Here is a 25,647-nt window from a genome sequence, read left to right on the forward strand (position 1 = left end):
CGGCCCGGCATGCCCGCCTGCCGGGTTCATTCCACCGCCGGCCGGCGCCACAGGTACAGCGCCACCGCGACGTTGACCAGCGCCACCAGCCCGACGTAGTGCGCCGGGGCGAGGTGGCCCACGCGGGCGGTGAGGTAGCCGATCAACGGCGGCGTCACCGCGCCGGCGATGGCATAGGCCAGGTTGTAGGACAGCGCCAGGCCGGTATAGCGCACCGCCGGCGGGAACGAGGCCACCATCACCGCCGGCACCACCCCGGCCACGCCCGCGGTGAAACCGGCCAGCGCGTACAGCGGCAGGAAGTGGCGCCCGCCGGCGGCCAGGTCCAGGTACAGCGCGTACACCGCCACCAGCAGGCACAGCGCGGCCACCAGCAACGCCGGGGCGCGGCCGATGCGATCGCTCAGGAATCCGGTCCACAGGCAGCCGGCCACCAGGCAGCAGGCGGCGATGACGTTGCCGCGCGCGGCCAGCGCCTCGGGCACGCCGAACGCGGACTGGATCAGCGTCGGCGTCATCAGGATCACCACCACGATGCCCGCGGTCAGCACCCAGGTGACCAGCATCGACACCACCACGCCGCCGCCGTATCCCTTGAGCACGCGCTTGATCGGCCATTCCCCGGCCAGTGCCCGCTGCGCGCGCAGGCGCGCGAACACCGGCGTCTCGGCCAGCCAGCGCCGCAGCCACACCGAAACGAAGCCGAACACGCCGCCGACCACGAAGGCCAGGCGCCAGCCGTAGGCCAGCACCTCGGCCGGGGCGAAGTGGTGCACCACCCAGGACGCCATCAGCGAGCCCATCAGCGTGCCGACGTTGATGCCGGCGCTGAGGCTGCCCACCGCGAAGCCCACGCCCGAGCGCGGCGCATGCTCGGCCACGAACACCCACGCCCCCGGCATCTCGCCGCCGATCGCCAGGCCCTGCAGCATGCGCAGCGCCAGCAGCAGCAGCGGCGCGGCCGCGCCGAGCTGGGCATAGGTCGGCAGCAGGCCGATCAGCAGCGTCGGCAGCGCCATCAGGAAGATGCTCAGCGAGAACATGCGCTTGCGCCCGGTGCGGTCGCCGAAGTGCGCCATCAGCACGCCGCCGAGCGGGCGCACCAGGTAGCCGGCGGCGAAGATCGCGTAGATCTGCAGCTGCGCCAGCCAGGCGGGGATGTGCGCCGGGAAGAACAGCTCGCCCAGGGTGCGGGTGAAGAACACGAAGACGACGAAGTCGTAGAACTCCAGCGCCCCGCCCAGGGCGGACAGGCCGAGCACCTTGGCATCGTTGCGCGCGATGGCGACCGTGGACATGGGGCCGAAGGCTCCGGGAATGGGGGACCGGGCACGATAGCGCGGCGGCCGCGGCTGCGGCGAGCCCGCAGCGCGCGGCCGGCGGAACACCGTTTTCCGCGCACGGCATCCCCGGCCCCGGCTGGACGCGCGGGCTAGCCCGTGCGGGACGGGGTCCGCGGCCGTGGGCGGCGCAGGTAGACCGCCACCACGATGGCGGCCAGCGACACCAGGGCCACGTAGTGCGCCGGCGCGAGCGTGCCGGCCCCGCGCGACAGGTAGCCGATCAGCGGCGGCGTCGCCGCGCCGGCGACGGCATAGGCCAGGTTGTAGGACAGCGCCAGGCCGGTGTAGCGCACCGCCGGCGGGAACACGCCGACCATCACCGCCGGCACCACCCCGGCCACGCCCGCGGCCAGGCCGGCCAGCGCGTACAACGGCAGGAAGTGATGTCCGCCGGCGGCCAGGTCCAGGTACAGCGCGTACACCGCCGCCAGCAGCGCCGCCGATCCGGCCAGCAGGGCGCGGGCCGCGCCGATGCGGTCGGTCAGGGCACCGGCGAGCAGGCATCCGACGACCAGGCAGGCCGAGGCCAGCACGTTGCCGCGCGTGGCCAGCCCGGCGGACACGCCGAAGGCGCCCTGCACCACCGTGGGCGTCATCAGGATCACCACCACGATCGCCGCGGTCAGCACCCAGGTGGCCAGCATCGACACGCCCACCGCGGCCGGGTGATCGCGCAGCACGCGCTTGAACGGCAGTTCCTCCACCAGCTGCCGCTCGGCCTGCATCTGCAGGAACACCGGCGTCTCGGCCAGCCAGCGCCGCAGCCACACCGCGACGAAGCCGAACACCCCGCCGACGAGGAACGGCAGGCGCCAGGCGCCGGCCAGCACCTGGTGCTCGTCGAAGCGGCCGTGCAGCCACAGCGCGGTGAGCGAGCCGAGCAGGATGCCCACGCTCATGCCCGAGCACAGGCTGGCCGCGGCAAACCCCCCCCGCCGCGCCGGCACGTGCTCGGCCACGAACACCCACGCCCCCGGCATCTCGCCGCCGATCGCCAGGCCCTGCAGCATGCGCAGCGCCAGCAACAGCAGCGGGGCGGCGGCGCCGAGCCGGGCGTAGGTCGGCAGCAGGCCGATCAGCAGCGTCGGCAGCGCCATCAGCAGCAGGCTCAGGGTGAACATGCGCTTGCGTCCCAGGCGGTCGCCGAAGTGCGCCATCACCAGCCCGCCCAGCGGCCGTACCAGGTAGCCGGCGGCGAAGATGCTGTAGACCTGCAGCTGCGCCAGCCACGGCGGCATGCCCGCCGGGAAGAACAGCTCGCCCAGGGTGCGGGTGAAGAACACGAAGATGACGAAATCGTAGAACTCGAGCGCGCCGCCCAGGGCGGACAGGCCGAGCACCCGGGCATCGTGGCGGCCCGCGGGGAAGCTGCTCATCGGCAACGGAAGGTGGACGAGGGAAAGGGGCGACACGATAGCCAATCGCACCGGTTTCCACTGATACCAATTGCCTGGACTGCCCGGCCACGGCGTGAACCGGGCGTGCACGCCGCCACCGGCGGCGACCACCCCTGGTTAACACCGCGGCCGCCAAGGTGGGACTCACCCAGATAAAACGGAGCACCGCCATGGTCGCCAGCAAGCCGTCACGCAAGCCCGCCGCTTCCGCAAGGAAGGCCACCGATGTCCGCGGCAACGCCGACGAACTGCACCAGCAGGCCGGCGACGGGCATCCGCCGCTCACCACCAACCAGGGCATCCCGGTCAGCGACGACCAGAACTCGCTGCGCGCCACCCCGCGCGGGCCGACGCTGCTGGAAGACTTCATCCTCCGGGAGAAGATCACCCACTTCGACCACGAGCGCATCCCCGAGCGCATCGTCCATGCGCGCGGCAGCGCGGCGCACGGCTACTTCGAGCTGACCCGGTCGCTGTCGAAGTACACCACCGCGAAGATCTTCACCGAGGTCGGCGCGAAGACGCCGCTGTTCGCGCGCTTCTCCACCGTCGCCGGCGGCGCCGGCTCGATCGACACCCCGCGCGACGTGCGCGGCTTCGCGGTCAAGTTCTACACCCCGGAGGGCAACTGGGACCTGGTCGGCAACAACATCCCGGTGTTCTTCATCCAGGACGCGATCAAGTTCCCGGACTTCGTGCATGCGGTGAAGATGGAGCCGGACCGCGGCTTCCCGCAGGCGGCCACCGCCCACGACACCTTCTGGGACTTCGTCTCGCTCACCCCGGAGGCCATGCACATGGTCATGTGGGCGATGAGCGACCGCACCCTCCCGCGCTCGCTGCGGATGATCGAAGGCTTCGGCGTGCACAGCTACCGCCTGGTGGACGACAACGGCGCGAGCACCTTCGTCAAGTTCCACTGGCGGCCCAAGCTGGGGCTGCAATCGACGATCTGGGACGAGGCGGTGAAGATCGCCGGCGCCGACCCGGACTTCCACCGCCGCGACCTGTTCGAGGCGATCCAGGCCGGCGACTTCCCGGAGTGGGAACTGGGCGTGCAGCTGTTCACCCAGGAACAGGCCGACCAGTTCCCGTTCGACCACCTCGACCCGACCAAGCTCATCCCCGAGGAGACCGTGCCGCTGACCATCGTCGGGCGCATGGTGCTGGACCGCTGGCCGGACAACTTCTTCGCCGAGACCGAGCAGGTGGCGTTCTGCCCGGCCAACATCGTGCCCGGCATCGATTTCTCCGACGACCCGCTGCTGCAGGGGCGGCTGTTCTCCTACCTGGACACGCAGCTGTTGCGCCTGGGCGGCCCGAACTTCCACCAGATCCCGATCAACGCGCCCAAGTGCCCGTTCGCCAACCACCAGCGCGACGGCCACATGCAGATGGGCCAGCCCAAGGGCCGCGTCGCCTACGAGCCCAGCTCGCTGCAGCCGGATGCGCCGCGCGAGACCCCGCGCGGCTTCCGCAGCTTCGCCCAGCCGGCCGGCGACGGGACCAAGGGCCGCATCCGCGCCGAGAGCTTCGCCGACCACTACAGCCAGGCACGGCTGTTCTTCCGCAGCCAGAGCGCGCCGGAGCAGGCGCACATCGCCTCGGCACTGGTGTTCGAGCTGTCCAAGGTGGAGACCGCGCACGTGCGCGAGGCCATCGTCGGCCACCTGCGCCACATCGACGAGGACCTGGCCGGACGCGTGGCCGAGGGCCTGGGCCTGGAGACCATGCCGCCGGCGCCGCCGGCCGCGGCCGGCCCGTTCGACATGCCGGCCTCGCCCGCGCTGCAGATCATCGGCAGGATGAAGGACACGCTGAAGGGACGCAGCATCGGCATCCTGGTCCACGACGGCTCGGACGTGGCCATCGTCCGGAACCTGCGCAAGGCCGCCGAGGCGGCCGGGGCCACGGTCAAGCTGGTGGCGCCGCGGCTGGGCGGCGTCAAGCTGAGCGACGACAGGAAGCAGGACGTGGACGGCCAGCTCGCCGGCACGCCCTCGTGCGTGTTCGACGCGGTGGCGGTGGTGCTCTCGCCCGAGGCCGGCCGGCAGCTGGCGCGCGACTCGGCGGCGGTCGATTTCGTCGCCAACGCCTGGGCGCACCTGAAGGCCATCGCCACCGACACCGGCGCGCAGCCGCTGCTCAAGGCCGGCAATGTCGGCAAGGACCCCGGCGTGGTGGACGCGGAGGACGCCAAGGGCTTCGTCGCCGCCGCCAGGACCCGGCAGTGGGCGCGCGAGAAGAAGCTGCGGATGCTGGCGTAGCGCGGCGGGGACGACGGGGCCGGGGATTGCGAGGGACCGGCTCCAGGCAACCCGTGCGTGGGGTGTTCCGGTTCGCGAAACGCGCGGGCATCTCCCGGTCCACTTCCAGATCGTCGTCCCGGCGACTTTCCACGGCCGAGGCGTTTCCATCACGGCCGAAGCGCTTCAGCAGCCACGTGGCTGGCCATGGCGGGCCAAGCGCGCTGCTGTCCGGAGAAAAAAGTCCGGGCGATCGCCTGTCCGGCCAACGTGGCGCGGCGCATACACGGAACGGCGAATTCATCGTTCCCGCGCAGGCGGGGACCCCGTGCCTGCGCCTTGGAAGAAGAAGTTGCCGGGAGATTTCGTGACCGGCTTATTCCGCCGCGAAAGTCTCTGCGTCCCCGTCTGCGGGCATGTCGCCCTGCTCTGCACGAAAGTCCCTGGCTCCCCGCGTTCACGCGGACGACGGGAAGCAAGGTTCAGCGCGCACGCCTCGATCCAAGCTCCGGGGGCGCCCAAGCACATCGGGGGCCTTGCGGTCCGGACATCGGGTGTCCCAGCGGCGAAACATCCCCGGGCAAGGGTGCGCGAACGCGCGAAACGCGTTTCAGCAGCTGAAGCGCTCCATCACGGCCGGGGCACTTCTCCACAGCCGAACGGCTGGTCGTGGCTGATCAATGCAGAGACGTTCGGACTGATCGCGACAACATCCCTGGGCGCCCGCTTGCGCGGGGGGCGACACGCAGGGATTCCGGCCTGCACGCCTCTTGCCCGCCACCGCTACGGCAACGTGATCCCCGCACCGGCCAGCGGAGACGCCCCTTGCAACACCGCCCGCTCCATCTGCAGCAGGTAGTCGCTGAACCCGCCGCGTGCCCGTGCCACCCGCCGCGCGCTGGTCGTCACCACCGGCCGGCAGCGCCGGGCGATGCGCGCGTGCACGCGTTCCATCGCCGCCACCAATGCCACGTCCTCGTGCGCCGGCAGCGGCAGGAAGCCGCCGCAGCGCAGGTACAGCTCGCTGCTCAGGCCCAGGTTGGCGCCATGCACGTGGCGATGGCCGTCGTGGCGGCATTCGCCGGCCAGGTAGGCATCGCGCAGGGCCGTGGGCCAGCCGCTCCAGTCGGCCACGCCGACGATGCCGCAGAAGGCGTCGCTCTCGCAGGCCAGCTGCGCCGACAGCCAGTCGGCCGGCACCTGCGAGTCGGCGTCGGTACAGGCCAGCCAGCGTGCGCCGGCGGCGATCGCCGCGCGTGCCGCGGTGGCGCGGGCGATGCCGACGTTGCCCTCGGCCAGCGGCAGGCAGTGGACGCCGAAGTCCGCGCACACCGCGGCGGTGCGGTCGCGGCAGCGGTCCAGCGCGACGAACACGCCCACCTCCTCGCCGTGCAGCCGCGGACAGGCCGCGGCCAGCGCGAGCGAGTGCAGGCAGGCGCCGATCGCCTGCTCCTCGTCGTGCGCCGGCACCAGCACCGCGATCACCGCAGGTGCTCCCGCTGCGCCACCGAGTGCGGCGATACGCCCCAGCCCTCCAGCAGGAAGTCGGCATCCTCGTAGCGGAACAGCCGCGGCAGCCGCAGCGCGTCGTGCAGCGACGCGTGCACCTGGCGGCCATCGCCGCGCGCCGGCTCGAACGGATGCAGCCAGTGGCAGGCCACGATCACGCCCTCGTCCTCCAGGCTGGCGCGCATGCGCCGCGCGCTCTCGGCCAACGCTGCCGGCTCCAGGTAGTAGCCGATCTCGCCGAACACGATCAGGTCGAAGCGGCCCGGCGGCCACTGGCCAGGATGGGCGGCGCATTCCACCTGCACGTGCGGGTGCATGCCGGTGCGCTGCCGCGCCAGCTCCACCGCGCGCGCGGATACGTCGGTGGCCAGCAACTCGTCGCAGCGCGGGGCCAGGGCCGCGGTGAGTTCGCCGTTGGAGCAGCCCAGCTCCCAGCCGCAGGCGAAATGCCGGCGGGGCAGCGACGCCAGCAGCAGGTCGCGCTTGCGCGCCTCGTACCAGCGGCGGCGGTAGCCGAACGGGTCGTCCTGGCGGTACAGCGTGCCGAAGTAGTCGTGCAGGGCGGTCATCGCAGGAACACCTCGTAGCCGCGCTCGAAGCGCTCGAGCACGTGCGGCGGCAGGATCGGTTCGGCCACCGCATGCGCGCCGCGGCCGAGCTGCGAGGCGAAGCAGGCCAGCGCCTGGCGCTTGGCCTGCTGGATCGCATCCGGCAGCGCATGGCGCGCCGCGGCCGGCAGCGGGGAATCCGCGCCGGCCGCCGACAGCCAGTGCCAGGCCCACACCGGGAACTCGGCCAGCGTCGCGCCGCATTTCGCGGCGGCTTGAATACAAGCGCGTGCGGTCGCCTCGTGGTCGGGATGGCCATCGCCGCGCCAGGTGGTCAGCAGCAGGTCGCCCGGCTGCAGCAGCTGCGCCAGCTGCGCGGCTATGGTCGGTTCCTGCGCGGCGACGCCGCCATCGGCCACGCCCAGGTGGACGATGGCCTCGGCGCCCACGCCCAGCACCTGCGCGGCGCACTCCAGCTCCTGGCGGCGCACCTGGCGCAGCCGCTGCGGCGTCCACCAGGCATCACCGGGATAGCAGGCCTCGCCGTCGGTCACCGCGACCAGCACGACCGGCAGACCGCGCCGGCGGGCGCTGGCGATCGCGCCACCACAGCCCAGCACCTCGTCGTCCGGGTGCGGCGACACCACCACCAGCCGTCGCGCCGGCGCCAGCAGCGCCTGCATGTCGAGCAGCGGCAGTGCCGCCAGCCAGCGCGACTGCCGCCACGCCGCCTCCGTGGTGCCGCGGCCGTGGATCTTCGGCACGTGTTCTACAACCGCCATGGTGCCTGCTCCTGTGCGACCGCGCGGCCCAAGGCCTCCCAGTCGTGCTCGGCATGGCTCTGGCGCACGAACACCGCCAGGTCGGCGCAACGCAGTGCATGCGCGCGGTCGCCGCACAGTGGCGCCGGCCCGAGCGCACGGCCGACGCGCTCGATCGCTTCGCTGCAGGCGCGCTCGACGAAGGCGCGCACGCGGGTCACCGCGTCGCGGTGCGGCTGCTCCGGCTCGGCGTCGATGCGCGCGGCCAGCTCGCGCAGCATCGCGGCGGCCGCCTGCAGCGACAGGTCGATCGCGCCCAGGTGCGCGGCCGCGTGCGGATCGCGCTGTACCTTGGCGTGCGCCTGCAGGGTGGCGGCGATCGCGGTGGCGGCGCCGTACCAGCACGCCGCCACGCCGGCACCGCCGTGCCAGAAGCCCGGCCGCCGCAGGTAGTCGCCCGGCGCCCCGAGCGCGACCGCCGGCACCCGCTCGAACGCCACCGGGCCGCTGGCGATGCGCGCCATGCCCACCGCGGCCCAGCCCTCCTCGCGCGGCACCACTCCCGGCTGGCGCAGATCCACCAGCAGCAACCAATCGTGGTCGCCCTCGTGCGCGGTCACCAGCGCCGCATCGACCAGGCGGGCGCCCGAGCACCAGGGCTTGCTGCCGGACAGGTGGCCGCCGCCCTGGCCGTCAGGCTGCCAGTCCAGGCGCGCACCGGGCGCCTGCGCCGCCCATACCGCCAGCAGCCGGCCGGGATCGGGCGCCGGCACGCCGAGCTCGGCCAGGATCGCCTGCGCGTCGTAGTGCGCCTCGAGCACCTTGGCCAGGCAGACATCGCTGGCGGCGATCGCCGCCAGCCCGCGCCAGCGCTCCAGCGTGCGGCCGCCGCCGGGCAGCGGCAGGGCCGGATGTTGCCGCAGTGCCTGCCGCGCCGCCACGCCGAGATCGCGTTCGTCGCCCAGCGCCAGCGGTGAAGTGAAGGGGTGATCCAAAAGGCGGGTTCCTTGTCCTGTCCGTCGCGCGTCGCGTGGGTCGGGAATGCGGCAATCGCGGCGCCTCGTCGATGGAGCCAGCACAACAGGTCGCGGGACAACAGCGCGTGTTGATGCGCTTCACGCAGGCATTGCCTGGCTGAAGGCTTCAGCGTGCATGCGCGGTAACCGCGTCATGCAAGGGTCCTGCGATGCTTGCTGGAAACCGATCGGATCGGCAGTCCGCCATCGCATCGGAACCGACTGACGCCCCGCGAAAGCGCGCTACTGTCCGCAAAAAAACGGAGGCGAACGATCGTCGGCCGGAGTGGCGTGGCTCACGTTCGGAACAGTGGACTCGTCGTATCCGTGCAGGCGGGGACCCAGCGACTTGAGCAGTGAAATCGACCGGCTGCGCAAGCTCACGGCAGCTTCCGCTTTCAAGGCACCGGCACTGAGTCCCCGCCTGCGCGGGGACGACGAACACACCGGTGGCGGCTCACGATCCATGTCCCGCGGTTGCCAGTGCAGTCGCACGACGCCCGCGGCGAGTCCTTGCCGGCCGGGCAGGAAAACTTCCCGGACAACAATGCGCGAAGGCGGGCATCCCGTGACATCGGGCTTGGGCCGCGGCAAGCGCGACGAGGTGCTGGGGCCCCGCCTGCAGGGACGACGAGCACACGGATGGCAGCCCACGATCCATGTCCCGCGGTTGCCGATGCGGCCTGCACGGGGACGACGAGCACACGGGCAGCGGCCCACGATCCGTATCCCGCGATTGCGGGTGCGGGTGCGGGTGCGGGTGCGGGTGCACGACTATTGCGGCGAGTCCTTGACGGCCAAGCGAGAACACTTTCCCGGATAGTGCTGCGCGAAGGCGGACATCCCGTGGCATCGGGCTTGGGCCGCGGCAAGCACAACGAGGCGCTGGGTCCTCGCCTGCGCGGGGACGACGAGCACATGGGTGCGGCCCACATCCGTATCCCACGGTTGCCGGGGCGGTCGCACGACGCCTGTGGCGAGCCCTTGCCAGCCAGGCAGGGAAACTTCCCGGACAGCAGTGCGCGAAGGCGGGCATCCCGTGGCATCGGGCTTGGACCGCGGCAAACGCGACGAGGCGCTGGGTCCCCGCCTGCGCGGGGACGACGAGCATATGGGTGACGGCCCACGATCCGTATCCCACGATTGCGGATGCGGGCGCACGACTATTGCGGCGAGCCCTTGCCGGTTAGGCGGGAACACTTCCCCGGGACGCAGCAGGCGCTTGCCAGCCGCGATACGGGTTCCGGCTAATGGTGGCGCCGTCGCGCGTCGACCCGCATGCCGTTGCGCGTCAGCAGCGCGTCGAGTACGCGCCGCGCATAGGCCTGGTCGCGGGGATCCGCACGCGCCAGGATCTCGCTGGCCAGGCAGGTGAACTGTGGCCAGAACTGCGCAGGGTCGCGCAAGTGCTCGCACCAGGGCGGCAGCATCCGCGCCAGGTGGCGCAGGTCCGCGTCGAGTTGCGCGCGCCGGTTCACGCGGCGGCCCTCGGCCAGCGCACCTGCACGTGGTGCTCGCCGCCATCGTCATGCAGGCGGAACGCGAATCCGTCGCGGCCGCTGCCATCCACCCGCAGCGTGGACTCGCCCTCGGCCGCGGCGCCGGCATCGACCTGTTCCACCTCGATCCGGTACGTGCTGGTGCCGAAGCGGTAGCGCAGCGTGTAGCCGGGCCAGTCGGCGGGCAGGCACGGCCGCAGCGCCAGCATGTCGCCGTCGCGCTGCAGGCCGAGCAGCGATTCGGTCAGCAGCCGATACATCCAGCCGGCCGAGCCGGTGTACCAGGTCCAGCCGCCGCGGCCGATGTGCGGGGCCACGCCGTAGACGTCGGCCGCGAGCACGTAGGGCTCGACCTTGTAGCGCGCCACCGCGTCCGCATCGCGGGCGTGGTTGAGCGGGTTGATCATCCGCGCCAGCTCCCACGCGCGCGTCGCATCGCCCAGCCGTGCGAACGCCATCGCCGCCCACACCGCGGCATGGGTGTACTGGCCGCCGTTCTCGCGCACGCCGGGCACGTAGCCGGCGATGTAGCCCGGATCGTGGTAGCCGGCACCGTGGTCGACGCGGTCGAACGGCGGCTCCAGCAGCTGGATCAGGCCGGCGTCGCGCTTGACCAGGTGCTCGTCCAGCGAGGCCATCGCCTGCCGCGCGCGCTCCGGGTCGCCGGCACCGGACAGCACCGACCAGCTCTGCGAGATCGAGTCGATCCGGCATTCGGCATTGCCGGCCGAGCCCAGCGGGGTGCCGTCGTCGAACCAGGCGCGGCGGTACCACTGCCCGTCCCAGGCATGCGCGTCCAGGTTCTCGCGCAGGCGCTGCGCCGCCTGCTCGCAGTGCCGCGCGAATCCGGCGTCGCCGCGCGCGTGCGCCACCGGAGCGAACTGGCGCAGTACCTCGTACAGGAAGAAGCCCAGCCACACGCTCTCGCCGCGGCCGCCCTCGCCTACCCGGTTCATGCCGTCGTTCCAGTCGCCGGTGCCGATCAGCGGCAGGCCGCGCTCGCCGAGCAGTTCGCAGCCGCGGCGCAGCGCGCGCACGCAGTGGTCGTACAGCGGCTGGCGCAGCGACGAGGCGACCGGCAGGTCGTAGTAGGACTCCTCGTCGGCATTGACCAGGCGGCCCTCGACGTAGCCCACCGGCTCGTCGAGCACGCCGGCATCGCCGCTGGCCTGCAGGTAGCGGCAGGTGGCCAGCGGCAGCCACAGGTAGTCGTCCGAGCAGCGCGTGCGCACGCCGCGGTCCAGCGGCGGATGCCACCAGTGCAGCACGTCGCCCTGCGGGAACTGGTGCGCGGCGCTGAGCAGCAGGTGCTCGCGCGCCAGCGCCGGCGCCACGTGCACCAGCGCCATGGTGTCCTGCAGCTGGTCGCGGAAGCCGAACGCCCCGCCGGACTGGTAGTAGCCGCTGCGCGCCAGGTAGCGGCAGGCCAGGGTCTGGTACGGCAGCCAGCCGTTGGCCAGCAGGTCCACGCCGGGATCGGGCGTGGCCACCTGCACGCCGCCGAGCACGTCCAGCCAGTGCGCGCGCACCGCATCGAGCGCGGCATGGGCGGCCCCGCTGCCGCGCACCTGCAACGCCAGCTGCATCGCCTGCGCGCGGTCCATGCCGGCGCCGAGCCGGAACGTGGTCTCGAACGCCTGTCCGGGCGCCAGCTCGAACGGCACCTGGATCGCCGCGCACGGGTCCAGGCCGACGCCGAGCCGGCCGGACAGGTGCTCGCGGCGCAGCGCATCCGGATCGGCCAGGCTGCCGTTGCGGCCGAGGAACTCGCCACGGTCGCCGCTGAAGCTGCGCGCATCGGCATCGGCGTCGAAGAACGCGGTACGGCCGCCGAACTCGGTGTTGTAGGGGTTGCGCGCCAGCACCGGGCCGTCGTCGCCGTCCATCTCGGTGACCACGTGCATCTGCGTGCGCCCGCGGATATCGCCCAGCACCCATTCGACGTAGCCGGTGGCCGACAGCCGGCGCGGACGCGTGCCGAGGTTGCGCAGCTTCAGCAGCGAGAACCGGACCGCCGCGTCCGTCGCCACGAACACCCACAGCTCGCTGGCGATGCCGTCCTCGACATGCTCGTAGACGCTGTAGCCGAAGCCGTGGCGGGTGCGGTAGTCGCCGCGGCCGCGGCACGGCAGCGGCGTCGGCGACCACACCCGGCCGCTGTCCTCGTCGCGCAGGTAGAAGGCCTCGCCGCCGGTGTCCGACACCGGGTCGTTGTGCCAGGGCGTGAGCCGGAACTCGTGCGCATTCTCGAACCAGGTGTAGCCCGGCATGCTCTCGCTGAGCACGCAGCCCAGCTGCGCATTGGCGATGACGTTGGCCCACGGCGCCGGCGTGGCCGCGCCCTCGCGCAGCGCGACCACATACTCGCGGCCGTCGGCGGCGAAGGCGCCGGTGCCGTTGTCGAACAGGGGGTCGCCGGCCGTGGCGGCGAACGGCCATCCGTGCACGTCGGCCGTCTCCGGTGCCGCGTCGTCCTGCACCGCCGTCGCGGCCGCCGGCACCTGCGGCAGCAGCTCGGCCACGCGCAGCTCCGGCGGCATGTGCCGGGCCACCTGCGCCGCCAGCGTGCCGCGCTGATCGCTGACGACCACCCGCGCCACCGTCTGCAGCAGCACGCGGTCCTCCTGCGAGATGGCCTGCACCGCCCGCACGAAGATCCCGCCGGGACGCTCGAGCACGTTGGCATCGGCATCGGCCGAGACCATGCCCAGGATCTGGTCCTGCAGCTGCTGGCGGTAGCCGGCCGGGCTCTCGTTCCAGATCACCAGGTCCGCGTGCAGGCCCTTGAGCCGCCAGTAGGCGTGCGCCTGCACCATCTGCCGCACCAGCTCGATGTTCTCCACGTCGGCGATCTGCAGCAGCACGATCGGCAGGTCGCCGGAGATCGCATGGCCCCACAGCCCGGACTGGCCGCGGCGGTTCTGCAGCAGTACCTCCGGCTCGGCGCGCAGGAACGGGTGCGCGTACACCATCGCCCCGGCCAGGCGCTCGTACAGCTGCGCGTCGGCCTGCGAGGCGTTGATCTGCCGGCGCACCACCTGGCTGTGGGTCCAGGCCAGGTCGAAAACGCGGTCGGCCAGGCGGCGGTCGCGGTACTTGTCGATCAGCGCGGCGCAGGCGGTGCGGTCGCTGCCGACGCCGAACACCATGTCCACCACCGCGCTCTGCTCCGGCGCCAGCACGATGCGGCAGCGGATCGCCACGATCGGGTCGAGCACCGAGCCGGCGCTGCCGGACAGCGCGGCATCGCCGAGCAGCGCCTGCGGCGCGCGCGGGGTGTTGCCGCGGCCGAGGAAGCGCGCGCGGTCGGTCTCGTAGGAGATGGCGTCGATGTCGGCCTCGTGCACCGCCACCAGGTGCAGCATCCACGGCGCGGCCTCCTCCTGCGAGCGCGGCCGCCGCGTGCACAGCAACGCCTGCTTGTCGCGCACGATCTCGGTCTGCACGAACAGGTTGCTGAAGGCCGGGTGCATCTCGTCGGCGATCGCCGGCGCCAGCACCACCTCGGCGTAGGTGGTGATCTCGATGGTGCGCGTGTGGCGCGAGCGGTTGCCGATGCGCAGCCGCCGCAGCTCGATGTCGTCCTCGGCGGAGATGGCGATCTCCAGGTGGGTGTCGTAGCCGCGGCGGCGGCCGCGGAACTCGGCGCGGGCATCGGAGAAGATCGCCTCGTACTGCTCCACCGGCACGCAGGTGGGCTGGTGCGCGGCCGACCAGAAGTCGCCGCTGGCGACGTCGCGCAGGTAGCAGAAGTTGCCCCAGTGGTCGCGGGTGAGGTCCTCGCGCCAGCGCGTGACCGCCATGTCGCGCATCCGGCTGTAGCCGCCGCCGGCGCTGCTGAGCAGGCCGTGGTAGCGGCCGTTGGACAGCAGTTGCACCGCCGGCCGCGCGGTGCCGGGATTGCGGAACACGCGCAGCCGGGTCTCGGCCTCGCCTTCGGTCGCGGTGGCGCGCACGCGCGCGGTCTCGGCCGCCTGCGGATGGAAGATGCCGGTGCGCGGGATGCGTTCCTGCAGCAGCAGCAAGGTGGCCTGGAACTGGGCGTCGGCGGCGAAGCGCTTCTGCATCGGCTGGTCGCGCAGCAGCGAATCCAGCGCCAGGAAGCCCATGCCCTGGTGGTGGGCCATGAACGAGCGCACCACCGCGTGCTCCTGGCCCGGCGGCACCCGCCCGGGGGTGTAGTCGATCGCCTCGTACAGGCCGAAGCGCCCGCCGAAGCCCAGCTCGGCCAGCCGCTGCAGGTTCTGGCACGCCGCCTCCGGCGCCACCATCAGCGCCATCACGCTGGCATAGGGCGCGATCACCAGGTCCTGGTCGAGGCCGCGCTTGAGCCCCAGCCCGGGCACGCCGAAGGCGCGGTACTGGTAGTTCATCCGCGCATCGACCGCGTTGTAGCCCGATTCGGACACGCCCCACGGCACGCCGTGGCGCGCGCCGTGGGCGATCTGCGCGTTCACCGCATGCCGCGAGGTCTGCTCCAGCAGGGTGTCGGCGTAGGCCGGCATCACCAGCTGCGGCATCAGGTACTCGAACATCGAGCCGCTCCACGACAGCAGCGTGGCCTCGCCCGCGACCTCGGTCAGCAGCCGCCCCAGCGCGAACCAGTTCTCCTGCGGCAGCTGGCCCTGGGCGATGGCGACGAAGCTGCCCAGCCGCGCCTCCGAGGCCAGCAGGTCGTAGTAGCCCGAATCCAGGCGGCGCTCGTCGACGTTGTAGCCGATCGCCAGCAACCGCCGCGCGCGGTCGTAGAGGAATTCGTATTCCATCAGCGACAGCTGCCCGGCCACGTGCGCCAGCCGCTGCAGCTGCTGGATGCGCGCCCGCGCCCGGCTCGCCGCCTCGCCGCTGTCCTGGCCGGCGAGCTGGCCCTGGTCGGCGACGGCCGGCGACGTCGCGGCGGCGGCGTCCGGCAGCAGGAAGCGCAGCTCCGCGAGCGCCGCCTGGCAGGCCCGGTCCAGTGCCTGCGGCCAGTGCGGCTCGGGCACCTCGGGCAACGGTTCGGCCAGCGACGGGGGCGGCGGGGGCCAGGCCTGGGCGATGGTCGCCGCCAGCGCGGCCAGGCCTTCCAGCACGGCGCGCGCGTCGGCCAGCGAATGCGGCGGCACCGCGCGCACCGCCGCCAGCTGCCCGGCGAACGCGGACAGCGCCTCCTCGACCACCGCGTCGGTGCGCCCGGCGTTGCGCCAGGCCCGGCGCAGCACGCCCAGCGTGTCGTCCAGGCCGGCAAACGTCGCCGGCGCCAACAGCGGTGCCCGCGCCAGCGCCAGCAGCCCCTGGCGCAGGGTGAGCAGGTGCCCGGCCAGGTTGCCGCTGTCCACCGTGGACACGTAGTGCGGCGGCAGCGGCTGCAGGGTCTGGGTGTCGTACCAGTTGTAGAAGTGGCCGCGGTGGCGCGGCAGCGATTCCATCGTCGCCAGCGCGCGCTCGGTGCGCTCGATCGCCTCGCCCGCCTGCAGATAGCCCAGGTCGTAGGCGGCCAGGTTGGCCAGCAGCGACAGGCCCATGTTGGTCGGCGAGGTGCGCCGCGCCACCACCAGGTTGGGATGCTCCTGCACGTTGTCCGGCGGCAGCCAGTGGTCCTCGGCGCGGATGTGCACCTCGAAGAACGCCCAGGTGCGCCGCGCCAGGCGACCGAGGAAGGCGCGCTGGGCATGGGACAGCAGCGATTGCCGGCGCCGGCGCGGCTGGCCCAGCCAGGCCATCAGCGCCGGCGAGACCAGCCACAGCGCCAGGACCGGCGCGGCCACCCACAACGCGGTCGGTTGCAGCCGCCACAGCACCGCCGCCAGCACTAGCACCAGCACCGGCACCGGCGCCATCGCGCGCAGTTCCGCGGCCATGCCGCCGAGGCCGCGCTCGACCTCGCTGGACGGGTTCCACTGCAGCAGGTGCCGCCGCCGCACCATGCGCCACAGCGTGCGCACGATCGCCACCGCGCTGTAGCCAGCCTCGTACGGCAGGCACGCCAGCATCACCAGCACCCGCTGCAGCTGCCGCGCGGTGGCATGGCCGACCAGCAACAGGTGCGGGCGCCAGGCCACGTCCGGCGGCTTGGACACGGCATCGTGCAGCGCCGGCAACAGCACCGGCAGCAGCCACAGCATGAGCAGCGAGGCGGTCCATGCCAGCGGCCACGGCAGCAGCACCCAGCCCAGCACCAGCAGCGCGACCGCGGCGGCCGGCACCAGGCTGCGCCGCAGGTTGTCCAGCAGCTTGCCGCGCGACAGCGCCGACAGGGTGTTGCGCGCATGGCCGCCGCCGGCGCGCGGCACCCACGGCAGCAGCCACGGCAGCAGCTGCCAGTCGCCGCGGATCCAGCGCGCGCGGCGCTTGACGTCGGCGGCGTAGCGGGTCGGGTAGTCCTCGAACAGGCGCACGTCGCTGACCAGCCCGGCGCGCGCGTAGCAGCCCTCCAGCAGGTCGTGGCTGAGGATGCGGTTGTCGGGCAAGCGGCCTTCCAGCGCCCGCTCGAACGCATCCACGTCGTAGATGCCCTTGCCGACGAACGAGCCTTCGCCGAACAGGTCCTGGTACACGTCCGAGACTGTGCGCGTGTACGGGTCGATGCCCGGCTCGCTGCCGAACAGGCGCGCGTAGCGCGAGCCGCGCCCGCCCATGCTGGTGCCCACGCTTGGCTGCAGGATGCCGTAGCCGCGCGTCACCCGGCCCAGCGCCGGGCCGAAGCGGGCCCGGTTGAGCGGATGCATCAGGGTGGCGGCGAACTCGCGCGCGGCATCGCGCGGCAAGCGCGTATCCGAGTCCAGGGTGATCACGTAGCGCACCTGGCGCAGCACCGCGACGTCGCCGGCGACCTGCATGAAGTCGGCCTGCGCGCCGCCGCCGCGCAGCAGCCGGTTGAGCGCGGCCAGCTTGCCGCGCTTGCGCTCGTGGCCGATCCACTTGCCTTCGCCGGCGTTCCAGCGGCGCGGGCGGTGCAGCAGGAAGAAGCGATCGCCGGTTTCCGGGGCGTAGCGCCGGTTGAGTTCGGCGATGCGTGCCCGTGCATGCGCCAGCAGCGGTGCGTCGGCGGGCAGCGTTTCCGCGTCGGCGTCGAGGAAATCGGTCAGCAGGGCGAAATGCAGGTGGCGGTCGCGGTTGGCCAGGAAGCGCACTTCCAGCCCTTCCGCCAGCTCGTCCACCCCCTGGGTGCTGGCGAGCATGCTCGGTACCGCCACCAGCGTGCGCGCGTCGGCGGGAATGCCCTTGGAGAAGTCCATGCGCGGCAGCGGCCGCGGCGCGACCAGCAGCGTGGCCAGCCAGTTGACCAGGGCGATGCCGAGCTCGCTGAAGGCCAGCACCGCCAGTACCGCGGCCACCGCCGCCAGCCAGGCCGGCGCCGCGCCCGGCGGCAGCGTCCGCCACGATTGCGCCAGCCCCCAGGCGCCGGCCAGCGCGACCAGCGCGATCGGTGCCAGGTACAGCGGCAACGGCACCCGGCGCGGGCGCAGCCGCGGCGGCCCGCGCGCCCCGGGCAGTTGCGCCACCGCGGCGCAGGCGCCGGCCAGGCCGTCGTCGACCAGGTAGTAGCCGACGTGCGCCTGGTCGTCGACGGCGCCGGCCTGCGCCAGCCGCAGCACGCAATCGGCCACCTCGATCTCGCTGGTGCCGCTGCGCCGGGCCAGCGTCTCCACGCCATGGCGATAGCTGTCGCGGGTGTTGAAATCCATCCGCGCATAGATGCCGGCAGGATCGGTGCGCAGGCGCTGCTCGACCAGGCTGGTGCCCTCCACGAACTCGCGCCAGTCCACGTCGGCGAGCAGGCGCAGGCTGCCGATGCTGTTGCCGATCGACACCTGGTCTGCCGCCTGCTGCCGGCTTTCGGCATGCACCAGGTCGTCGATGCGCTGGCCGCTGTCGGCCACCCACTGCTCGACCCAGGTCACCGGCATCGCCAGCACGCCGCCACGCCCCTGCAGGCCGCGGGTCAGCTCGGCGACGAACGCCCCGGTCAGCGGCGGCGACGAGCGCGCCATGTCGGCGACCACCAGCACCACGGCCTTGGGGTCCTGCGCGGCGGTGGCATTGAGCCGCTCGGCCCAGTCGCTGGCCAGGCGGTGGTCGCGGCCATCGCGCATCACCCGCGCCGCTACCCGCCGCAGGTTCTCGAGCAGGCCCAGCCGCAGCATGATCGGGATCGCCCACAGCTCGCCCAGTTTCAGCGGCGTCACCCGCTGGTAGGCGGCGACGAAGCGGCCGATGCTCTCCGCGTCGATGCGGCCGTCGCCGTGGGCGATGGCCTCCATCGACAGGTCGTAGACCCGCGGCAGCCCCGCCGCGCCGCCGCCGGCCAGCACCGGCAGCTGGCGGCTGTAGCCCTGCGGCAGGTGGCGGCGCGCGGTGTGGATCTGTTCCTCGACCAGGTAGTAGTTGTCCAGCAGCCACTCACCGGCCGGGGTGATGCGTACCTCGTCCTGGACCATGCGCGTGAGCAGCGCCTGCGCCTGCGCCAGCACCTCCTCGTTCTGCCGGAGCCGCGCCAGCAGCCGCTCCGGCACCGGCCGCGTGCCGAGCCGGTGCGCGCGCGCCAGCGCCTCGCCGTGCAGCGCCATCTGTTCGGCGCTGAACAGCTGCGCGCGCAGCGGCTCCTCCCCCGTCGGCCGGCGCCGGGCGCGCCCGGCCGCAGCGTCCCGCGCCGCGGAAAGGCTGCGGAAATACCAATTCAGCCAACGGCCGAAGGCGCGCAGTGAGGCAGGCATCGTATGTTCCCGTCAGGCGTGCGGCGCCTGCGCTATGTCCAGCCTTAGCACCCGGCGGGGAATACCGGCGTGAAGCGGGCGGTGCGACGGCACATCGCCGTCCGTGCCGGCGGCGGGCGCGGGCCGGCCCGTGCGATCACCCGGAAACGATCATGGCCCCCACGACGGGCAGCGTATCGGCAGGCACCGGCCGGGCCAGGCGTCAGCCCGGCGCATGTCCGCCACCGGACGCGCGTGCGGGCCGTGCGGTCCCATCCTCGGTTGCCGGCTCCGCCGCGGCGGGCGCGGGCTCCCAGCCGAACACGCTGCGGCCGCCGTAGCCATGCGAATCGCGTCGCTCCCGGGCAAGGTACTGCTCGAGCGAGGGACCGCTGGCACTGGCCTCCAGCCGCCGCGCCTGGGCATCGAGCCGGCCGATCGCCTGCAGCTTCTCCTCGTTGCCGAGCTGCGCCTGCTGCACCGCCTGCTTGAGCACCATGATCGTGCGGTCCAGCACCTTCGTCGGCACCGGGAACGGATGCCGGTCCTTGCCGCCGTGCGCCAGCGAGAAGCGTGCCGGATCGCTGAACCGGCACGGCGTGCCGTGCAGCACCTCGGCCACCATCGCCAGCGAGCGCACCGTGCGCGCGCCCACGCCCGGCACCTGCAGCAGCTCGGTGAAGTCCTTGGGCCCCTGTTCGGCCGCCGCGGCCAGCGCACCGCGCAGCCGGCGCAGCACCACGTCCTGCGGTCGCACGTCGTGGTGGTCGGGCAGTGACAGGTGCGGCTGTCTGTCATCGGGACGCCAGGGTTCCAGCACCGGCACCGGCACCGGTGCCGGCGCGGCTCCCGGCAGGCCACCGAACAGGTCCCCGGTCGTCGGCACAGCCTCGGCACCGATCGGGGCATGCCCTGCCCGGCCGCCAGGACGGGCGTCGCGTGCATTCCCGGAAACGCTGTGCCCCGGTGGACCAGACCGGGCGCGCCGGCCGTCGCGGTCTTCCCGCGCCGTCTCCAGCTTGCCGAACTCGCGTGCGATCGCCTCCGGCGCCATCTCCCGCAGCAGTTCCACCTGCGCCGCGCGCGCGGCGGCGGCACGGTGGTCGGCCAGGTTGACGATGCGTCCCTGCCCCGGCCCGTCGATGGCCGCATGCGGCGCATCGACGAAGCTCTCCAGCCCTTCCGACAGCCAGTGGTAGCGGCGCGCCTGCTTGCGGGCGCCGTTCATGCCCTGCTGCACCACCACCCAGCGGCCGTCGTCGCTGACGATGAAGCCGTGCAGGTACAGGTCGAAGCCGTCCTGCACCGCCGCGCTGTCCACCTTGGCCACCAGCCGGCTGGCGCGCGCCAGTGCCGCACCGTCGATGCCGGTGAGCTCGCCCACCGCCAGCAGTTCGTCCGGCGTGGCCCGCGAATGCCGCCCGCGGCCGCCGCAGACATGGATGCCCAGCTCGCCGGCCAGCGGCGCCAGCCCGCGCTTGAGCGCGCCGATCACGCTGGTGGTGATGCCGGAGGAATGCCAGTCCATCCCCATCACCGCACCGAAGGACTGGAACCAGAACGGATGCGCCAGCCGCCGCAGCAGCTCGTCGCGTCCGTACTCGAGCACGATCGCCTGGCACATCACCGCGCCCAGCCGGGTCATGCGCTGGCCCAGCCACGCCGGCACGCGCCCGCCGTGCAGGGGAAGGTCGGCGCTGCCGCCGCGTCGGCTCATCGGGACACTCCGCAATACATGGCGCACATGATCGCGCAGCCGGGTCTCAGCCGGCGAGAAGCCGGTGCCTCGTGGCGATGAAGGCGTTCATCGTCGCGGCACACAAAGACACAGGCCGCCTCAGGAACGCAGCGCGGCCATCGCCGAACGCGAAGACACCACGCCGGCGGCCTTGGACGCCTCCAGCACCGCGAACGCGGCCCGCATGCCGTCCACGCTGCCGGCCACCGCGTCGCGCACCACCCGCACCCGGTATTCGCGCGTGTTGGCATCCAGCGCGGTGGCCAGCACGCACGATTCGGCCGTCATCCCCGTCAGGTACAACGAGCCGACGCCGAGCTTGGCCAGCAGCACCGGCAGCGCGGTGGCCAGGAACGCCGAATGCTTGGGCTTGAGCACGAAGTAGTCGTCCGCGCCCGGGCGCAACAGCTCGGCCACCTGCTGCGCCGTGCCGCCGGCGCCGGCGCACCTCGCCACCAGTTCGCGGAAGTCCGATTTCCAGTTGGCGAAGTTGTCGTTGGCGTAGATCACCGGCAAGTCGCGGCGGTGGAAGGCGCGGCGCAGGCGCACGATGCAGCGCGCGGCGGCCAGCACGCTCGGCGCCAGCGATTCCGCTTCCGGGAAATCGAGCGGGTGGATCATGTCGATGATCAGCAGGGCCTGGCAGCCATTGGCAGTCCCTGGCATGTCAGCGCCTCCCTCGCGTCCCCGCAGGGCCGGCACGGAAGAGTACGCGCCCCCGTACCGGTCCTGGCCATACGCACAGGCCGCCGACGCTTCCCGCGCATGCCGGCATGGCCGTCACCTGCGGTGGTTCACGCCTGCGCCAGCAACTTTTCCAGCTCTGCGCGGCCGGCACGCACACAATAGGCCGGGGTACCGTTCTGGAAGCGGAAGCCCTCGTGCAGCGGGCCGGCATCGAGCACGTCGAATCCGAACGATTCGATCAGGCCGGCCACCACCTTCTTGGCCTGGGCATCGTCGCCGGCGATGGGCAGCGTGCGCCGCTCCGGATCGCCTTTCGGCCGCGCGGTGCTGCCGATCTCGGCCGCATAGATCGAGTTGAACGCCTTGACCACCTTCGACTGCGGCAGGTGCGCGGCAGTCATCTCGCTGGTGGTGGTGGTGCCGTCGTCGAGCGCGGCGATGTGGCCGTCGCGCTCCGGGTAGTAGTTCATCGTGTCGATGACGACCTTGCCGGCCAGCGGCGCGACCGGCACGTCCTCGAGGTCCTTCAGCGGTACCGTGACCACGACGATGTCGCCACGCTCGCCGGCTTGCTGTGCGGTAGCCGCGCTGGCATGCGGGCCCAGCTTGTCCACCAGGCCGGCCAGCGTCTGCGGTCCACGCGAGTTGGACATGATCACCTCGTGCCCGGCCTCGATCGCCTTCTGCGCCACGATGGAACCGATATGCCCGCTGCCGATGAATCCGATCTTCATGGGACCAACCTCCACTGCATGGAATCGATGGCAGACATGATGCGCCGCCCCATGCGGCGATCGGATGAAGACCACGCCGCCCGGATGCGGCACCGCTTCGCGCCGATGGCGCGGCCACGGATTCGGCCACGACACCCGTGCGGCATGGCGGCTCTATGGCCCTTGCGCTCATACCGGATGTGCCCCCCGGCCGGTACCGATTCGCTGCAAAGCAGCATCACATTGAGCCAGGGCTCACTCGCAATCAATCAACCGGAAGACGACGGACGCCACGCCACATTGCCGCCCCATCGACCTACCTCCGCGCCTCGGCCGCACCTGCTTTTGACCGCAGCGCCTCATACAGCTGTCCCGGCCCGAGCAACACATCCTTGAGCTCCCGGCGGATGCGTTCCGAATTCAGTGCTTGGGTGCTCATGCTCGCGTAGGCACCCGAGGCATCCAGCGCATCCATCAAGGCATGCACCAGCGCCTGGTCCAGGTCCGGCGAGCTGGAAAAATGCTGTTTGCCATTGCTGCCCGCCTGTTCCAGCAGCACCGGATTGTCCAGCAACTTCCCTTTCAGCACGCCGTTGACGTACATCAGCTGGTCGTCATCGCCTATCTGGCCTTCGAACAGGCCGTTGACCTTGTCGATGATCTCGGCCAGCCATGCTTGCTGTTTCTCCTGCACACCGCCGCTGCCCACCGCATCCATCGGCTTGAGCTTGTAGCTGCCATCGGCATTGAGACCCATCGGCTGCGCGCCGCCGCTGCGCAGCGTGTGGTGTGTGAGCACCACCCTGGACAGGTCCACCGTGTCGCGTTCGCGGCCGAACTCCAGCAGGGGCAGCAGGCGCTTGTAGAAGATGAAGCGCTTCTCGATGTCGGTGTTGCCGTAGTCGAACATCTGCGACAGGAAGGCATACAGGCGATTGAATGCACCCATGTCGCCCTTGAACAACACCAGTGCATCGAGCGTGTCCTTGGCCGCCTTGGCCCCATCGGCATCTTCGGCGGCCTCGGCCGTGGCCCTGGCCTGCTGCGCGGCCTTGTAGCGGCGTAGCAGGCGATCGGCCACCGGGGCAATCGCCGCGCTCAGCTGCGCCTGCGTCCCCTTGGGATCCAGCTCCACCTGCGCCACGCGATCCACTTCGAATGCGTCGTAGTGGCCGCTGGCATCGAGCTTGGCGCGCAGGTCGTAGACCAGGTTCGGGTCGGTGGTGGCCTCCAGTTCGGCCGTCTCGTAATAGGTCTTGAAGGCGGCCAGGATCTCCGGCGCCTTGTTGACGAAGTCCAGGACATAGGTGGTGTCCTTGCCCGGATACGCACGATTGAGGCGCGACAGCGTCTGCACCGCCTGGATGCCGCCGAGCTTCTTGTCCACGTACATGCCGCACAGCAGCGGCTGGTCGAAACCGGTCTGGAACTTGTTGGCCACCAGCAGCAACTGGTAGTCCGGCGTGGCGAACGCCTCGCGGATGTCCTTGCCGCGCAGGCCGGGGTTGAGCTCCTTGCTGGCCTCGCCCACCGGCTCGGGATAGCTCTCCGGGTCGTCCACATCTCCAGAGAAGGCCGTCAGCACGCCCAGCGCATAGCCCTGCCGCTGGATGTACTCGCGCATGGCTTTCTGCCAGCGCACCGCCTCCTTGCGGCTGGCCACCACCACCATCGCCTTGGCCTTGCCGTCCAGCAGCGGCTGCACGTTCTCGCGGTAGTGCTCCACCACGATCTGCACCTTGGCGGCAATATTGTAAGGATGCAGGCGAACCCACTGCATGATCCCCTTCATTGCCGTGCTGCGTTCGACCTGGGTGCTGTCGAATTCCTGGCCGTCGTGCGCCAGCCGGAATGCCAGGTCGTAGGGCGTGTAGTTCTTCAACACATCGAGGATGAAGCCCTCCTCGATCGCCTGCCGCATCGAATACACATGGAACGGCTGCGGCAGACCGTCCGGACCGGGACGGCCGAACAACTCCAGCGTCTTGGACTTGGGCGTGGCAGTGAAGGCCACGTAGGTCAGACCATGACCGCTGTCACCGGCACGCGCCTGCATGTTGGCGGCAAGCACCGTTTCCGTGTCGATCTCGCCACCGTCGGCCAGCTGCGCCAACTCCTCGGCACTGAGCAACTGCTTGAGTTTGGCCGCCGCCTCGCCGGTCTGCGAGCTGTGCGCCTCGTCGGCAATCACCGCAAAGCGCTTGCCTTCGGTGGCCGCCAGCTCCTGCACCGCCTGCAGCGCGAACGGGAACGTCTGGATGGTGCAGACGATGATCTTCTTGCCGTCCTTCAGCGCCTGGCCCAATTGCGCACTCTTGCTGCCGTGCTCGCCGGTGATGGTGGCCACCACGCCGGTGGTGCGCTCGAAATCGAAGATCGCCTCCTGCAACTGCGCGTCCAGCACGTTGCGGTCGGACACCACCAGCACGCTGTCGAAGACCTTGCGCTTCCGGTCGTCGTGCAGGTCGGCCAGGAAGTGCGCGCTCCAGGCGATGGAATTGGTCTTGCCCGATCCGGCCGAATGCTGCACCAGGTAGCGCTGCCCCGCGCCCTGCGCCTGCACGTCGGCCACCAGCCTGCGGGTGGCATCCAGTTGGTGGTAGCGCGGGAAGATCACCCCGGTCAGCCGCTTCTTGTCGTCGCGCTTGCCGATCAGGTAGCGCCCCAGGATCTGCAGCCAGCTCTCGCGCTCCCACACCTGCTCCCACAGGTAAGCCGTGGCGAACCCATCCGGATTGGGCGCGTTGCCGGCGCCGCCGTGATTGCCCCGGTTGAACGGCAAAAAACGCGTTGCCGTGCCGGCCAGCCGCGTGGTCATCATCACCTCGGCCTGACTCACGGCGAAATGCACCAGCGCACCGCCGGGAAAGCCGAGCAGCGGCTCGGACAAGCCGCCCTTGGGTTGCGGATCGCGGTCGAACCGGTACTGGTCCACCGCATCGCCCACGCTTTGGGTGAAATCCGATTTCAGCTCCGCCGTCGCCACGGCGATGCCGTTGACGAACAGCACCAGGTCCAACGCATCCAGCGGGCGATTGGGCGAATGGTGCACCTGGCGTACCACCCGCAGGCGGTTGGCCGCGTAGTTGCGCTGGATGGCCGGATTCATCGCCAGCGCCGGCTTGAACTGCACCAGCTGCAACGGCTCGCGCAGTCCCAGCATCTCCACGCCCCGGCGCAGCACGTCCAGCGTCCCGCGCTCGTCCAGGTTCTTGCGCACGCGCGCGGCCAGCCGCTCGCCCAACGCTGGACCATGGGCCTTGAACAGGCGCTGCCAGCTGTCCGCTTGCGTCGCCTCCACCCACGCCAGCAGGTCCGGCAGGAACAGCCCGTGCCGGCGGTCATAGCCGGCGGCATCGCCTTCGGCATATAGCCAGCCGTGGGCGGCCAAGTGCTCGCAGATCTCGGCCTCGAAATGGTGTTCCTGGTGCAGGTTCATGCGTTTCCCTTACGCTGGCCGGGCGGGACACAGTGCGGCCGTATTGCCGCCATCATTTCCACGATGGCCGCTGATC

General features: G+C 71.6%; 12 protein-coding genes and 1 pseudogene. 1 reads left to right on the forward strand and 12 read right to left on the reverse strand.

What is annotated here, in order from left to right:
• Nucleotides 1-26: 26 nt before the first annotated feature.
• Nucleotides 27-1,298, reverse strand: a complete 1,272-nt coding sequence (locus tag BN3794_RS11595) for an MFS transporter (protein ID WP_066097476.1) — start codon at nucleotides 1,296-1,298, stop codon at nucleotides 27-29.
• Nucleotides 1,299-1,432: 134 nt separating this feature from the next.
• Nucleotides 1,433-2,719, reverse strand: a complete 1,287-nt coding sequence (locus BN3794_RS11600; RefSeq protein ID WP_066097477.1) for an MFS transporter — start codon at nucleotides 2,717-2,719, stop codon at nucleotides 1,433-1,435.
• 191 nt (nucleotides 2,720-2,910) lie between these two features.
• Between BN3794_RS11600 and BN3794_RS11605 the strand changes: the two genes are divergently transcribed.
• The gene (locus BN3794_RS11605) at nucleotides 2,911-5,007 is read left to right on the forward strand and encodes a catalase (RefSeq protein WP_066097478.1); all 2,097 of its coding nucleotides are present in this window, start codon (nucleotides 2,911-2,913) and stop codon (nucleotides 5,005-5,007) included.
• Between the two features lie 762 nt (nucleotides 5,008-5,769).
• On the opposite strand, the gene BN3794_RS11610 is transcribed toward BN3794_RS11605, so the two are convergent.
• The 10 genes and pseudogenes from BN3794_RS11610 to BN3794_RS11655 form a co-directional block, all read right to left on the reverse strand.
• Nucleotides 5,770-6,471 carry a glycosyltransferase family 2 protein gene (locus tag BN3794_RS11610; protein WP_066097479.1) on the reverse strand — a complete coding sequence of 234 codons (702 nt, stop codon included), beginning with the start codon at nucleotides 6,469-6,471 and terminating at the stop codon, nucleotides 5,770-5,772.
• Nucleotides 6,468-7,064, reverse strand: a complete 597-nt coding sequence (locus tag BN3794_RS11615) for a class I SAM-dependent DNA methyltransferase (protein ID WP_066097480.1) — start codon at nucleotides 7,062-7,064, stop codon at nucleotides 6,468-6,470. The genes BN3794_RS11610 and BN3794_RS11615 overlap by 4 nt, the downstream gene beginning before the upstream one ends.
• Entirely contained in the window at nucleotides 7,061-7,825 is a 765-nt protein-coding gene (locus BN3794_RS11620; RefSeq protein WP_066097481.1) for a PIG-L deacetylase family protein, read from the reverse strand. The genes BN3794_RS11615 and BN3794_RS11620 overlap by 4 nt, the downstream gene beginning before the upstream one ends.
• Entirely contained in the window at nucleotides 7,813-8,799 is a 987-nt protein-coding gene (locus BN3794_RS11625; RefSeq protein WP_236493253.1) for an acyl-CoA dehydrogenase family protein, read from the reverse strand. The genes BN3794_RS11620 and BN3794_RS11625 overlap by 13 nt, the downstream gene beginning before the upstream one ends.
• 1,268 nt (nucleotides 8,800-10,067) lie before the next feature.
• Nucleotides 10,068-10,298, reverse strand: a complete 231-nt coding sequence (locus BN3794_RS11630) for a hypothetical protein (protein WP_066097482.1) — start codon at nucleotides 10,296-10,298, stop codon at nucleotides 10,068-10,070.
• The gene (locus tag BN3794_RS11635; RefSeq protein WP_147675760.1) at nucleotides 10,295-19,015 is read right to left on the reverse strand and encodes a glycoside hydrolase family 94 protein; all 8,721 of its coding nucleotides are present in this window, start codon (nucleotides 19,013-19,015) and stop codon (nucleotides 10,295-10,297) included. The genes BN3794_RS11630 and BN3794_RS11635 overlap by 4 nt, the downstream gene beginning before the upstream one ends.
• A 202-nt stretch (nucleotides 19,016-19,217) precedes the next feature.
• Nucleotides 19,218-20,771: pseudogene (locus BN3794_RS11640) on the reverse strand (DUF763 domain-containing protein); the annotation flags it as partial.
• A gap of 60 nt (nucleotides 20,772-20,831) precedes the next feature.
• Nucleotides 20,832-21,398, reverse strand: coding sequence for a cysteine hydrolase family protein (locus BN3794_RS11645; protein ID WP_066097484.1), 567 nt, complete (start codon nucleotides 21,396-21,398; stop codon nucleotides 20,832-20,834).
• A gap of 128 nt (nucleotides 21,399-21,526) precedes the next feature.
• The gene (locus BN3794_RS11650; RefSeq protein WP_328585352.1) at nucleotides 21,527-22,288 is read right to left on the reverse strand and encodes an NADPH-dependent F420 reductase; all 762 of its coding nucleotides are present in this window, start codon (nucleotides 22,286-22,288) and stop codon (nucleotides 21,527-21,529) included.
• A gap of 160 nt (nucleotides 22,289-22,448) precedes the next feature.
• Nucleotides 22,449-25,571: a type I restriction endonuclease subunit R gene (locus BN3794_RS11655; protein ID WP_066097486.1), complete on the reverse strand. Its 3,123-nt coding sequence runs from the start codon at nucleotides 25,569-25,571 to the stop codon at nucleotides 22,449-22,451.
• Between the last annotated feature and the right edge of the window lie 76 nt (nucleotides 25,572-25,647).

Source organism: Xanthomonas massiliensis, assembly GCF_900018785.1.
Lineage (GTDB): Bacteria > Pseudomonadota > Gammaproteobacteria > Xanthomonadales > Xanthomonadaceae > Xanthomonas_B > Xanthomonas_B massiliensis.